We start from the raw sequence: 16,265 nt of genomic DNA, 5'->3' as shown, positions 1-16,265 counted from the left end.
AGATATCGTGCTGGGAAAGGTTGATATTAAAACAATATAGACCATTAGCCAATAAAGTTAAAAACATTAGTATTAATTGGGGACGTTTTCCGATCTGGTTGGTAAACTATACCCTAGAGTTATAGCTTATCAATTTTTTTGAGGACTAAAAAATGAATGTCATCATTCCCCTAGCTGGGTATCGGCTCACAGAACAAATCTATGCAGGCTCTCGCACCCTCGTTTATCGGGGTATTCGAGATAGCGATCGCACTCCTGTCATCATCAAACTACTACGAAACGAATACCCTAATTTCAACGAACTCGTCGGGTTTCGCAATCAGTACACCATTGCTAAAAATCTTAACTTCCCCAGTATTGTTAAACCTCTGACTCTAGAAGTTTACCAAAATAGCTATGCCTTAGTGATGGAGGACTTTGGAGGGATTTCCCTATCTAATTACCTCCATATAGCAACTGATAAAAACCAACCTGCTAAATCTTTATCTTTAACAGAATTTCTCAATCTGGCACTGCAACTAACAGACATTCTCCACTATCTCTACCAGAACCGAGTCATTCACAAAGATATTAAACCCGCTAATATTCTGATTAATCCCGACACCAAACAAATAAAACTAATTGATTTCAGTATTGCATCTCTGCTACCACGAGAAACTCAAGAAATTCAGAATCCCCACATCCTTGAAGGGACATTAGCCTATCTCTCTCCCGAACAAACCGGACGAATGAATCGCGGTATTGACTATCGTAGCGACTTTTATGCCCTCGGTGTCACTTTTTATGAATTATTGACAGGACATTTACCATTTATCTCTGATGACTCGATGGAACTGGTGCATTGTCATCTCGCCAAACAGTCAATACCGATACATCAAATCCATCCAAAAATCCCCATAGTTTTATCGCATATTGTCAGTAAATTGATGGCAAAAAATGCTGAAAACCGCTATCAAAGTGCATTAGGATTAAAACATGATTTAGAAATTTGTTTAGCTCAATTAGAAAAAACTGGTAAGATTGAGGTTTTTGATTTAGGACAGGAAGATATTACAGACCGATTTCTGATACCAGAAAAACTGTACGGTAGAGAAAAAGAAGTCGATCGTCTATTAGCTGCTTTTGAAAGAGTAGCTAACCCCCCTAAATCCCCCCTTGGTAAGGGGGGACTAAGGGGGGTAGAAATGATGCTAGTAGCAGGTTTTTCTGGAATTGGCAAAACCGCAGTCGTGAATGAAGTTCACAAGCCAATTGTCAGACAACGGGGCTATTTTATTAAAGGCAAATATGACCAGTTCCAGCGCAATATTCCATTCAGCGCATTTGTGCTAGCCTTCAGGGATTTAATGGGGCAATTAATATCAGAATCAGATGCTCAGTTACAAATATGGAAAAGCAAACTTTTGACAGCAGTTGGCGACAACGGACAAGTCTTGATTGATGTAATTCCTGAGCTAGAACGCATCATTGGTAAACAGCAAAGAACACCTGAACTATCGGGAAGTGCCGCCCAAAATCGCTTTAATCTGCTGATACAAAAATTTGTGCAAGTATTTACGCAAGCCGAACATCCTTTAGTAATGTTTTTAGATGATTTACAGTGGGCAGATTCGGCATCCTTGAAATTGTTGCAACTGTTGATGGAAGATACGGGACATTTATTGGTGTTAGGTGCTTATCGAGATAATGAAGTGTCTCCTACTCATCCATTTATTTTGACGGTGGATGAGATTATTAAATCCGGGGCAACGGTGAATACAATTACTTTGGCTCCGTTGCAAAAAGATGACATTAATCAATTGATTTCAGATACTCTTAGTTGCGGATCAGAGATTGCCAAACCTCTGAAAAAACTGGTGTATCAAAAAACTCAAGGTAATCCCTTTTTTGCTACGCAATTCCTGAAGGCTTTACATGACGATGGGCTGATTACTTTTGACCCCCCTGTGTCCTCCACCCCCCTTTCATCCCCCCTTACCAAGGCGGGACAGACGGGGGTACAAGGGGGGTGGCAGTGCGATATTGCTCAAGTGAAAGCCTTGGCAATTACTGATGATGTGGTAGAGTTTATGGCACTGCAATTGCAGAAAATGCCGTTTCCTACTCAGGAAATGCTTAAATTAGCCGCTTGTATTGGGTCGCAGTTTGATTTAGCTACTTTGGCAATCGTCAGTGAAAAGTCGGCGGAAGTTGCTGCTAGTGCTTTATGGAAATCTTTGCAAGAAGGTTTGATTATTCCGACTACGGAAGCTTATAAGTTCTTTACTCAATCTGATAATGAGTCGGTTTCTAGTGCCGCGGCTAATCCAACTTATCGGTTTTTGCACGATCGCGTCCAGCAAGCTGCCTATTCTCTGATTCCGAACGAGCGCAAGCAAGCAACACATCTACAGATCGGTCAACTACTTTTAAGAAATACTGTTTTGGCAGAGCGTGAGGAAATCTTATTCGATATAGCCAATCAACTAAATCGCGGTCGCTACTTATTAAACGATCCAGAAGAAAAGGAAAGATTGAGCCAATTAAACTTATTGGCAGGACGAAAATCTAAAACTTCTACGGCATATACTGTTGCCTGTGAGTATATAACTACTGGCATGGAATTATTGAGAAAAGACTGCTGGGATATTCAATATGAATTATGCTTTGCGCTCCACAAAGAACGGGTTGAAGTTGAATATTTGAATGGCAATATTGAAGCATCACAAATCTGGATCGATCGCACTCTCAAACGGGCAAAAACTGCCATAGAAAAGGCAGAAATTTACAACTTAGCAATTATTCAATATACCCTACGAGCTGAGTATCCAGAAGCTATTGCTGCGGGGATTAAAGCTTTATCCTTGTTTGGTATTGATATTACCGATGAGGATTTTGAGGTGGTACGCGATCGCGAAATTGCGACTGCTCAAGCCATCTTAGAAAGCCGAGGGATTGCTTCTCTCAGTGATTTACCCATGATGACCGATCCTGAGAAAAAAATGGCTACAAAGTTAGCTATTGCTATGGGCCCGCCCACCTATCGATCGCATCAGCGTCTGTGGTCAGTCATTTGTGCCAAGGCTGTTAATTTGTGTTTGCAGTATGGTAATACGCCTGAAATAGGCTATATTTACCCAGCCTACGGTGGCTTACGTGGTTATGCTTTAAATAACTATCAAAATACAAGTGAGTTAATCGATTTAACGCTGCAATTAATGCCCAATTTTAATAATAGTTCGGCTGAAAGTGTAGCCTATTTAATGATTGGTAGTTCTCTCCGTCATTGGTCTCACCCTCTTAAGGTAGCCAGCCAAGATTACCAAAACTCCTATCAAATTGGTTGGGAATCAAGCAATTTACAATATGCTGCTTATGCTTTTGGACACAATATGTACTGTCGTTTTTACCAGGGACTAGAACTGAAGGAATTAGAGGCAGAAATTAATCAATCGCTGGCTTTTGCGCAACAGCAAAAAAATCAATGGTCTATCGATTTACTAACTGGTGGTCAAATGCTTGCAGCCAAGTTGAGAGGAACACAAACTTGGTCGGAAACTATAGAAAATGAGTATCTAGAACGCTGCCGAAAACATAAAAACTGGCAAGTTATCTGTATTTATACTATTCTTAAAAGCCAAATACTCTACCTCTGCGATTGCCCAGAGTCAGCTTTAGAATCTGCCGAGAAAGCTGAAGCTGAGATTGTTAATGTTGCTCCCCAAGGCTTACTTCCCTATGCCAGACATCGCTTTATCTATGCTCTATTGTTATGCCAACGTTACGATCGAATACCACAGGCAAAACAATCCGATCTGTGGCAAAAATTGATAGAGTATAAACAGCAATTAGCTGTTTGGGCGCAAAACTGTTCGGAGAATTTTAGCGCTGCCTCCGAGCTAGTTTCAGCAGAAATGGCGCGTATTTCTGGAGATAAACTATCGGCAATTGAACTGTACGATCGCGCGATAGCAGCCGCCAGTCAAAACGCCTTGATACAAGAAGAAGCTCTCGCCAACGAACTAGCAGCTAAATTTTACTGGGAATGGAACAAAGAAAAAGTCGCTCAAGCCTACATGATTGAGGCCTATTACTGTTATGCCCGATGGGGAGCCCAAGCCAAAGTTGCAGATTTAGAACAACGTTATCCTCAACTCCTCGATCCTGTCCTTCAGCCACCCCAATCGTCTACCTCTTTCAAGGAAACTCTTACCCTGGAAACGATGGCTTATAACCGCTCTTCTAGCACAGCCTCGGAAGTTCTAGATTTGGCAACTCTGCTCAAGGTATCTCAAGCGATTTCAGGGGAAATTGAACTCGATCAACTCTTGACTGCTCTGTTACAAATAGTGATGACAAATGCTGGGGCAAGTAAGTGTGTCTTACTGCTAAAACAAGATATTGAGTTACAGGTAGCAGCCTTTGTGGAAGAGGGACAAGAACCGCAGCTATTACCGCCCATGCCACTAGAATCAAGTCAGAATGTGGCGATCGCTTTGGTGAATACTGTTAAGCGGAGTTTGAAGCCTCTGGTACTGGTAGATGCTAGGTTATATACTGAGTTTTCTGGAGATAGTTACATTGAAAAACACCAACCTAAAAGTGTGCTTTGCAGTCCAATTCTCAATCAAGGTAAGTTGATTGGGATTTTATATTTGGAAAATAATCTGACAATAGGAGCCTTTACAAGCGATCGCGTCGAACTGCTCAATCTGCTCTGCTCCCAAGCAGCAATTTCCCTTGAAAATGCCCGCCTCTATCAACAGTCACAACAAGCTTTGACAGAACTCCGTGCCAGCGAAGCGCGCTTCCATAAAATGGCTGACAATATTCCAGGGATGGTCTTTCAATTCCAGTTGGCTGCTGATGGTGCTAAGTCAATGCCCTACGCAAGTTCTGGTTGCATCGATCTGTATGAAGCTGAGCCAGAAATGGTGATGGCAGGAATCATTAATGTCTTTGATGCAGTTTATGCCGGCGATCTTGCTGATCTTGAACAAGCAATTACCAAATCTGCCCAAACCCTGACCCCATTTAATCATGAATGGCGCAGTGTCACCTCGTCCGGCACGATAAAATGGGTGCAAGCAATATCTCAACCAGAACGACGAGCCGATGAGTCAACTGTATGGGATGGTGTTGTCTTTGATGTGAGCGATCGTAAACGCAGCGAAGCTGAATACAAAGCTACGGAAACTGCCCTGCAAATTTCCGAGCAGAACCTCCGCACTATCTTCAACAACGTCAGTAGTGCCATCATAATTCACGATCTGCATGGCAATGTGCTGGATGTTAATAACCGAGTGCTAGAAATGTTTGGTGTGGAGCGAGAGCAAGCACTGCAATGCTCGATCTTGGATGACTACTCTACACCGGATAATCCGTTCCATCTGGTAGAAGACTGGTGGAGAAGGGTATTAGCTGGGGAAACGATTCAATTTGAGTGGAATGTCAGAAAAATTGATTCTAATACAGTCTTTGAGGTTGATGTCACCCTCAACCGCATCATCCTCGATAGCAAAGCAGTAATTCTTGGTAATGTGCTGGATATTAGCGATCGCAAACGCGCCGAAAATGAACGTCAACAAAAGTCAGAAGCTTTAGAAAAGACTTTACGAGAACTTCAACAAGCTCAAATCCAACTTATCCAAGGTGAAAAAATGTCAGCTTTGGGTAACTTAGTCGCTGGTGTCGCTCACGAAATCAACAACCCTGTCGGCTTCCTGACTGGCAATATTACCCCAGCCTTAGATTACATTAACGATTTGTTTGGGTTGATCGATCTAGTGCAACAAAAATATCCCCAACTAGAGCCAGAGATTGAAGAAGAAATCGAAACCATTGAGCTTGACTACATCCGGGAAGACTTACCCAAGTTAATAGGTTCGATGCAAGAAGGCGTGAAGCGAATTCAAGACATTAGTATTAGTCTGCGGACATTCTCGCGTGCGGATAGCGATCGCCCCGTGGCCTGTAATATTCACGATGGCATTGATAGCACAATTATGATCCTTAAACATCGTCTGAAAGCCAATGACTCCCGCCCCGAAATCCAAGTCATTAAGGACTATGGCAATATCCCAAAGATCGAATGCTATGCCGGACAATTAAATCAGGTATTTATGAATATTTTGGGGAATGCAATCGATGCTTTGAATGAATTAAATATTGGACGTACTTATGCAGAGATTAAAGCCAATCCCAATCAAATTATCGTCACTACAGAATTATCGGACGATAGACAAAAGGTAGTAATTCGGATTAAAGACAATGGTATTGGCATGAGTGAAGCGGTGCGTGAGAAAGTTTTTGATAATTTATTTACTACCAAAAGTGTAGGAAAAGGAACAGGATTGGGATTAGCGATCGCGCGTCAAATTGTAGTAGAAAAACATCACGGACAAATTAAAGTTGATTCTGTCCCTAGCGAGGGGACTGTGTTTTCGATCACTATCCCTGTCATCTAAGGGAATAGAATAGCGTTGAAGATTATATCAACACATTTGAAACACTACCAAATTAACGATCATTATTGCAAAACATCAGGCTTGCTCACCTTATTTCGGTAAATCTCCAAGTGAACCATTATCTAGGTCTAATATGAATCCAAATAAAACCATACCTTTAAGACTTGTGCTCGTAGTTCCGTTTGTATTGCAAGTCTTTGCTGCCGTCGGACTGACTGGCTATCTGTCCCTGCGAAATGGACAGATAGCCGTCAATGATGTTTCTAGTCAGTTGCGTGAAGAGATCGGCGATCGCATTAACCAGCAAGTCCTGAACTATTTGGAAAGACCTTATATTGCTGGACAAGCGCTCGTCGCGGCTGCTCAAGAGGGGCAGTTAGATTTAACAGATGTCACCAAACTAGAAGGGACTTTCTGGCGGTTAGTTAGCCAAGGTACGATCGAATATATGCAAATTGGCGTGGCTGACGGTACGGGTATCACCGTTGACTATACACCCGATGAGGGCATCAATTCTCGTGTCGGGAGCAAAGAGATTTTTCCGCAGCGCGAAATCTACAGGCTGGACGATCGAGGTCAACGGAGCGCCCTGATAGAAACTCAAGCAAATTTTGACCCCCGAACTCGACCCTGGTATAAAACTGCACAGAAAGCTAGAAAACCAATCTGGACATCTCAGCCCTACTTAAGTTACTCGCTTAAATTGGTGACAATTTCTCTATCTCAGCCAATCTACGACAAGAATCGAGTATTGTTGGGAATTCAAAACAGTAACTTTCGGATTAGCAAGATTCATACCTTTCTCAGTCAGCTAAAGGTGGGTCAAACAGGACAAACGTTTATCATCGATCGCTCGGGCAACTTGATTGCCAGTTCAACAATCGAAAATCCTTACATTATTGATCCTAAAAAAAAGGATTTGCAACAAATTCCCGCCGTCAACTCTGAAAGTTCTGTAATTAGTGCCACCGCGCAAGCAATCCTCGATCGATTTGGTAACTTTAACGCCATTACACAGAGTCAACAGCTTGATTTTATGCTGGCAAATCGGCGACAGTTTGTACAAGTTTCAGCCATTCGAGATGGACGAGGAATCGACTGGTTGAGCGTGGTTGTCGTACCTGAATCAGACTTTATGGCACAAATTGATGCCAACACCCGCACCACTATTATGCTCTGTTTGGGTGCGTTAGGTTTGGCAACTATTCTAGGCATCTATACTTCTGGCTGGATTACCAGTCCGATTCTGAAATTACAAAAGGCAAGTGAGGCAATCGCATCTGGCGCTCTTGACCAAACAGTGGCAGTTAAAGGCATTGATGAATTAGAAGCCCTGGCTGGTTCCTTTAACCAAATGGCAGGACAATTACGAACTTCCTTTACAGAACTAGAAACTCGTGTAGAAGAACGCACCGCCGAACTCACTATTGCCAAAGAAGCTGCCGATAATGCCAACCAAGCCAAGAGCGATTTCCTCGCCAACATGAGCCACGAACTTCGCACACCTCTCAACGGGATTCTCGGCTATGCCCAAATTCTCGAACGTACCAAAACTATACCCGAAAAAGAACGTCATGGTGTAAAAATCATCCACCAATGCGGCTCTCATCTACTAACATTAATCAACGATATTTTAGACCTTTCCAAAATCGAAGCCCGCAAACTAGAACTTACCTCCAAAGCCATTCACTTGCCATTTTTCCTGCAAGGAGTAGTAGAAATCTGTCGAGTGCGTTCAGACCAAAAAGGTATCGAGTTCATTTATCAACCAGATACAAACTTACCCACAGGAATTGTAACTGACGAAAAACGACTCCGCCAAGTGCTACTCAATCTCTTAGGAAATGCGATTAAATTCACCGATAAAGGTAGCGTCACCCTTAAAGTAGAAGTGTTAGAGCCAAATGCCAATATTCCCTTGCCTCAACTTAAATTTCAAGTTATAGATACAGGAGTTGGCATCGCATCTGACCAAGTACATAAACTATTCCAAGCATTTGAACAAGTAGGCGATCGCAAACGCCAGGCGGAAGGCACAGGCTTAGGTTTAGTCATCAGTCAAAGAATTGTGGAATTGATGGGCGGAAAAATTCAAGTTGAAAGCCATCTGGGAATTGGCAGTAACTTCTACTTTGAAGTAGCACTGCCGATCGCCACCGACTGGGCACAAAAAAGTTCAGTCAGAGACGGGCGCACAATTATCGGCTATGAAGGGCCACCACGCCACATATTGATCGTGGATGACCGTTGGGAAAATCGGTCAGTATTGGCGAACCTGCTAGAGCCTCTAGGGTTCACATTTACTGAAGCAGAGAATGGTCAAAAAGGCTTAGAAAAAGCTATAGAAAAACTGCCAGATTTAGTTATAACTGACTTAGCGATGCCAGTAATGGATGGCTTTGAAATGCTCAAACAGTTACGAAAATCGGAGGTTCTCAATCATTTACGGGTGATAGTATCTTCGGCATCGGTGGCAGAAATAGACCAGCAGAAAAGCTTAGAGATGGGTGGAGAGGACTTTCTGGCCAAACCCGTTGATGCAGAGAAGTTGTTGACTTTGCTTGCCCAACATTTACAACTCATCTGGAAATATGATGTAACTGAGTTAACAACAAGCAATAATGAAGTATCTACCAAAGAACTAATTCCCCCATCGGCGGCGGACTTGCAAATTTTACTAGAACTGGCACAGGATGGCTTTGTCAGAGAATTGGCAGAAACCGCCGCTCAAATTGGGCAAAAGGATGAGTGCTATCAGCCCTTTATTCAGCAAGTAATACAATTAGCTAAGCAATTCCAAACTGAGAAAATCGAGGAATTAATTCAACAACATCTCACTAATAATATTTAAAAGTTGGATGGCTATGACTATGACCACAGGTTTAACTGGCTTAATTTTAATTGTTGATGATATTCCCACCAATTTGGATGTCATCTCGGAAGCGTTGAGTAATGCGGGGTATAAGGTGGCGATCGCTACCAGCGGCGAACGCGCCCTGCAACAAGTTGAGCGACGACCTCCCGATCTGATTTTACTGGATGTGATGATGCCGGGAATTGATGGATTTGAAACCTGCAAACGCCTTAAAGCTAATGTCAAAACTTGTGATATTCCGATTATATTTATGACTGCTCTGGCTGATGTAGACAACAAAGTTAAAGGGCTTAAACTTGGTGCAGTAGACTACGTTACCAAGCCCTTTCAAGAACAAGAAGTGTTAGCCCGGGTGAAAACTCATTTACAGTTACGTCTATTGACTCAAAATTTAGAACAGCAAGTGGCGCAAAAAACTGCTGAATTACAAGCAGCTCAGCTCCAAATCATTCAACGCGAAAAATTGTCAGCTCTGGGCAATTTGGTGGCTGGTGTTGCCCACGAAATTAATAACCCAGTTGGCTTTATTTCTGGCAATATTCAGCCCGCTTTAGACTACATCAAAGATTTGTTTGGATTGCTGGATTTAGTTCAGCAAGAATCTGCTAATTTCAGTGTGGCAATTCAAGAGGAAATTGAAGCGATTGACCTCGACTACATCCGTGAAGACTTACCTAAGTTAGTTGGCTCGATGCAAGAAGGAGTAAACCGGATTAAAGACATTAGCATCAGCTTGCGGACATTTTCTCGTGCGGATAGCGATCGCCCCGTGGCCTGTAATATTCACGAAGGCATTGATAGTACAATTATGATCCTCAAGCATCGCCTCAAAGCCAATGACTCCCGCCCAGAAATTCAAGTTATTAATGACTGTGGTGATTTACCAAAAATTGAATGCTATGCCGGACAATTAAATCAGGTATTTATGAATATCTTGGGGAATGCAATCGATGCTGTGAATGAATCAAATATTGGACGTACTTATGCAGAGATCAAAGCCAATCCCAATCAAATTATCGTCACTACAGAATTATCGGGCGATAGACAACAGGTAGTAATTCGGATTAAAGACAATGGTATTGGCATGAGTGAAGCGGTGCGGGAGAAAGTTTTTGATAATTTATTTACGACTAAGAGTGTGGGTCAAGGAACGGGTTTGGGATTAGCGATCGCGCGTCAAATTGTGGAAGAAACTCACGGTGGAAAATTGAACTGTACTTCTATACTGGGAAAAGGAACAGAGTTTATCATTACCTTACCAACTCAAGCCGAACACAAAAGTTAATTTTCCCTGACATTTCAACTAATTCAATCAATTACTAACTCATAAAATCTCAAACAACAATGAACATGAATCCCTCCGACCAAAACAGTAATCCTCCCACAATCATTCAAATTCCCAACTATCAAATTATCTCCACAGTTTATTCAGGAAGTCGAACCTTGGTATATCGGGCTATCCGTACCAATGACCAATTACCTGTGGTCATCAAACTGCTGAAAAATGACTATCCCACCTTTAGCGAATTGGTACAGTTTCGCAATCAATATACTATTGCCAAAAATCTCAACTCACCGCTAATCGTCCAAACCTATAGCTTGTCACCCTATCAAAATGGCTATGCGTTAGTGATGGAAGATTTCGGGGGAATTTCTCTTCACGAATGGGGGGTGAAAAGGAAAAAACTCCTCTCTTTGAGAGAGTTTTTGGAAATTGCAATCGCCCTCTGCAATACCTTAGATATATTGTACGGTCATCGCATTATTCATAAAGACATCAAACCCAGTAATATCTTAATTAATCCCGAAACTAAACAAATTAAATTAATTGACTTTAGTATTGCATCCTTGTTACCGCGAGAAACCCAAGCCCTCATCAATCCCAATGTATTAGAAGGAACACTTGCTTATATTTCTCCAGAACAAACAGGACGAATGAATCGGGGGATTGACTACCGGACTGATTTTTATTCTTTAGGTGTGACTTTCTACCAATTACTGACAGGAAAATTGCCTTTTGAATCAAAAGAACCGATGGAGTTAGTACATTCTCATATTGCCAAAAATCCACCGGACTTAAGGGAGAAAAATGGAAAAGATATCCCGCAAGTTTTCTGTGATATTGTCATAAAGTTAATAGCGAAAAATGCGGAAGATAGATATCAAAGTGCCTTGGGACTGAAAGCTGATTTAGAAAATTGTTTACATCAACTTCAAGAAACTGGTAAGATTGAGGGCTTTGAGATTGGGCGACGGGATCTGTGCGATCGCTTCCTCATCCCCGACAAACTCTACGGACGAGAAACCGACGCAGCAACCCTGCTCCAAGCCTTTGAAAGAGTCAGCTTAGGCGCAACAGAAATGATGCTAGTGGCAGGTTTTTCTGGAATTGGCAAAACCGCAGTGGTGAATGAAGTCCACAAGCCAATTGTCAGACAACGGGGCTACTTCATCAAAGGTAAATACGACCAGTTCAACCGCAACATCCCGTTGAGTGCCTTTGTGCAAACCTTACAGGACTTGATGGAACAACTATTGAGTGAAAGCGATACTCAGGTGGCGCAGTGGAAAGACAAAATCCTCTCAGCTTTGGGTGAGAACGGGCAAGTCCTAATTCAAGTCATTCCCGAACTCGAACAGATTATCGGCAAACAACCTGCTGCTCCAGAACTCTCAGGTACTGCTGCCCAGAACCGCTTCAACTTGCTATTCCAGAAATTCATTGCCGTATTCGCTAAAGCAGAACATCCTTTAGTGATGTTCCTCGATGACTTGCAGTGGGCAGATTCAGCCTCATTGAGCTTGATGCAAGTGCTGATGAGTCAAAGCGAAGTGGGCTATCTGCTGACTATTGGGGCATACCGAGATAATGAAGTCTTCCCCGCTCATCCACTAATGCTGACATTGGAAGAGATGAAGAAAGACTCAGCAACCATCAGCACCCTAACCCTCACCGCGTTAAGTCAATCTCACATCAATCGTTTGGTTGCCGACACCCTCAGTTGTTCTACAGTTCTAGCGCAACCGCTGACAGAGTTAATCTATCAAAAAACCAAAGGCAACCCTTTTTTTGCCACGCAGTTTCTCAAAACCCTGCATCAGGAGGGCTACATTGCCTACAATCTGCAAGTCGGACACTGGCAGTGCGATATGGTAGCAGTGCGATCGCTCTCCCTCACCGATAATGTGGTGGAGTTCATGGCACTGCAATTACAAAAGTTGCCAGAAGCCACTCAAGAGATACTGAAGCTAGCTGCTTGTGTAGGGGCACAGTTCGATCTCGAAACATTGGCGATCGTTTCAGAAAAATCGCCAACCGATGCCGCAACAGCATTGTGGAAAGCCTTGCAGGAAGGCTTGATTTTACCCACGAGTCAGATTTACAAGTTTTTTCAGGGTTCGGGACAGTCTGAGGCAGAAGATACAGTTAATCCGACCTATCGATTTTTGCACGATCGCGTCCAGCAAGCCGCCTATTCTTTAATTCCCGACGAGCAAAAACAGGTGACTCACCTCAAAATTGGGCAGCTATTGCTCAGTCATACCTCAGTCGCCGAACAGGAGGAAAAACTATTTGAAATAGTCAACCAACTGAATATGGGGAAAAGCCTCATTATTGAGCCATCGGAGCAAACGCAACTCGCTCAACTCAATCTCCAGGCAGGACAGAAAGCCAGAGCTGCCACAGCATACACAGCCGCATTTGAGTATGCTATTACAGGCATCGACTTGCTGGCTGAAAAGCGATGGACAACGCAGTATGAACTGACCTTAGCACTTTACGAAACCGCCACTGAAGCTGCTTATCTAAATGGCAATTTTCCGCAGATGAACCAATTGACAACGATCGTTTTGGAACACACCAGAACTCTATTAGATCGGGTTAATGTTTATCAAGTTGAAATTCAAGCTGCTCAAGCACAAGCTCAACCTTCAAAGGCTATACAAATTGCTTTGCAAATTCTCAAGCAGTTGGGAGTTAGTTTTCCAGAGGAACCTAACGGAGAGGATATTGGAAAGGCACTGCAAGAAACTTTTTCCCTTGTGGGTGGCAGACAGCCACTGGATTTGATCGGGCTGCCGGAGATGACCGATCGCACTCAGTTAGCCATTATGGAAATTCTCGCAGGTGTGACGGCATCTGCTTATGTAGCGGCTCCCACACTGTTGCCGTTGGTTCTGCTCGAACAAGTGAATGTATCGCTGCAATATGGCAATAGTTCGTTTTCTACTAATGGCTATTGCGGTTTTGGGGTCATATTATGCGGGGTAGTGGGAGATATTGAGTATGGCTATCAATTCGGTCAACTGGCACTCTTGTTGCTCGAACAACTCGATACCAGAAAACTAAAAGCCAAAACCTACGGACAAGTTAACTGCTGTATTTCCCATTGGGAAGAGCCTCTTGGTAACACTTTACCGTTGTTTCGAGAGGGCTATCAGATCGGATTAGAAACTGGGGATTTAGAATGGGGTGGAATTTGTGCCGTCCTGTATTTGATGCACGCTTGGTTTGCTGGCAAGGAATTGAGCGATTTGAGTCGAGAGGGTGCTGCTTTCTGCGCTCAATTTGCTCAACTTAAGCAAGAAACAATGGCTAAGCAGGGAGCTATTTTTCAACAAGCCATCTTGAATTTGTTAGGGAATTCGACAGAAGCGTGGCAGTTTAATGGGGATAGTTTTAGTGAAACAGAAGATCTACCGATGTTTGCGCGATCGGGGAATCAAACGGCTCCCTGCTATTTCTATGTCAGCAAGTTGGTGCTATGTTATCTATTTGGTCAGATTGAACAGGCGATCGCTGCTGCTAGCGCCCTTGAAAGTTATTTAGGTGGAGCTACAGGGATGTCCCTGATTCCTGTCTTCCATACTTATGATTCTCTGACACATCTGGCTAACTATTCCCAAGTTTCTCAGGTAGAACAACAAAGCATTCTGCAACGAGTGACTGCGAATCAGGAAAAGATCGAACGCTGGGCTGATGCTGCACCAGCGAATCAACTGCACAAATTTTATTTAGTTGAAGCGGAAAAAAATCGCGTTCTCAGTCAAAAAACAGCAGCCATAGAATTCTATGACCTAGCGATCGCCCTCGCCAAAGAAAACGCATACCTCCAAGACGAAGCCTTAGCCAATGAACTCGCCGCCAAATTCTACCTCGACTGGGGCAAACAGCGCATCGCTCAGGAATACCTGATTGAAGCCTACTACGGCTATGCTCGCTGGGGAGCCAAAGCCAAAGTTGCAGACCTAGAACGTCGCTACCCGCAACTGCTGGCTCCTATCCTCGGGCAAGCTCACTCTGCCCTCTCGGTCAACGAAACCGTCTTTGCTGTAGGAACCGTCACCTCCACCACTTCCTCCTCCACTGTCTCCAATTCCCTCGACCTCTGTGCCATCCTCAAAGCTTCTCATGCTATTTCAGGTGAAATCGAACTGTCCAAACTACTTTCATCGTTGCTTTCGATCGTCATCGAAAATGCGGGGGCTGATAAATGCGTGTTCATGCTCTTGCGAGACGAACACCTACTAATTAAAGGGTCAATTACCCTGGGGTCAGAGCCGGTCGTCTTGCAGCGCCTTCTGGTTGAAGAGAGTCAGGAAATTCCCCACAGACTAATTTACAAAGTCAAGCACAATCTGCAGACTGTTGTGCTGCTGGATGCGACAGCCGAGCCGACCTTAATAAATGACCCGTATATCATGCGTCAGCAGCCGAAGAGTATTTTGTGCAGCCCGATTTTGCATCAAGGGAAGTTGCGGGGCATTTTATATCTAGAAAATAATTTAGTAACGGGGGCGTTCACGAGCGATCGCATCGAACTGCTCAATTTACTCTGCGCTCAAGCGGCTATTTCTATAGAAAATGCCCGACTTTATGAGCGATCGCAAACCTATGCCCAACAGCTAGAGCAAGCCTTACATGACTTGCAGCAAACCCAATTGCAAATGATTCAAAGCGAAAAGATGTCGGCATTGGGAAACTTAGTTGCTGGCGTTGCTCATGAAATTAATAACCCCGTCGGCTTCCTAACTGGCAATTTGAATGAAGCCAAACGCACAGTTCAAGACTTAACAGAACATCTAGCTTTGTATCGCACCCAAGCATCTGCTGCCAACATTGCCGACCATGCCGAAGATATTGATTTAGACTATATCATCGAAGATTTGCCCAAAATGATTGACTCGATGCAATTGGGCTGCGATCGCATCAAAGGTATCAGCACTTCACTCCGCACGTTTTCTAGAGCTGACAAAGACTACAAAGCGCCCTTCAACATCCACTCTGGACTCGACAGCACAATCTTAATTCTCAAATATCGATTGAAAGCCAACGATCTGCGACCCGCCATTGAAGTAGTGAAAAACTACGGCAATATTCCCGATCTCGAATGCTTCCCCGGACAGCTTAACCAGGTGTTTATGAACATTATAGCCAATGCGATAGATGCAGTGGAAGAATCAAATACAAATCGCAGCTTTGCCGAAATCAAGGCTAATCCCAACCGCATTACCATTCAAACTTCCTTAGTAGATAACCAGGTCAAAATTAGTATTGCTGATAATGGTCAGGGGATGAATGAAAAAGTTAAAGCCAAAATATTTGACCATTTATTTACGACAAAAGCAGTCGGGAAAGGGACGGGTTTGGGATTGGCGATCGCTCGTCAAATCGTCGTCGAAAAACATAGCGGTTCCCTTCACGTCAACTCTATAATGGGAACAGAAACTGAATTGATCGTCACCTTACCCACTCACACCTAACAAAAAAGTTAAGATTCTCTATTCCTCAGACTCATTTAACAACCACTTACCCATCAATTATCAAACAACAATAACCATGAATAAATTCGACAAAAATAGCGACACTCCTACAAATGTTCAAATTCCCAACTATCAAATTATCTCCACAGTTTATTCAGGAAGTCGCACCTTGGTATATC

Annotated in this window: 4 protein-coding genes; all 4 read left to right on the top strand. The window is 43.2% G+C overall.

Features of this window, described 5'->3' with window-relative positions; genetic code table 11:
* Positions 1–152 precede the first annotated feature (152 nt).
* The 4 genes from E5S67_RS03010 (at position 153) to E5S67_RS02995 (ending at position 16,086) form a co-directional block, all read left to right on the top strand.
* On the top strand, positions 153–6,446 hold the full coding sequence (locus tag E5S67_RS03010) for an ATP-binding sensor histidine kinase (protein ID WP_172185349.1): 6,294 nt from the start codon (positions 153–155) through the stop codon (positions 6,444–6,446).
* Positions 6,447–6,579: 133 nt separating this feature from the next.
* Complete coding sequence (locus tag E5S67_RS03005) at positions 6,580–9,297, top strand: hybrid sensor histidine kinase/response regulator (RefSeq protein ID WP_172185347.1); 2,718 nt, start codon at positions 6,580–6,582, stop codon at positions 9,295–9,297.
* A 19-nt stretch (positions 9,298–9,316) separates the two neighbouring features.
* Complete coding sequence (locus E5S67_RS03000; protein ID WP_172185447.1) at positions 9,317–10,606, top strand: hybrid sensor histidine kinase/response regulator; 1,290 nt, start codon at positions 9,317–9,319, stop codon at positions 10,604–10,606.
* Between the two features lie 59 nt (positions 10,607–10,665).
* Positions 10,666–16,086, top strand: coding sequence for a trifunctional serine/threonine-protein kinase/ATP-binding protein/sensor histidine kinase (locus E5S67_RS02995; protein ID WP_216670163.1), 5,421 nt, complete (start codon positions 10,666–10,668; stop codon positions 16,084–16,086).
* The last annotated feature ends 179 nt before the right edge of the window (positions 16,087–16,265 follow it).

The organism is Microcoleus asticus IPMA8, from assembly GCF_013179805.1.
Lineage (GTDB): Bacteria > Cyanobacteriota > Cyanobacteriia > Cyanobacteriales > Microcoleaceae > Microcoleus > Microcoleus asticus.
The sequence above is the reverse complement of the archived record's forward strand: the minus strand, read 5'-3'. Positions and strand labels throughout refer to the sequence as shown.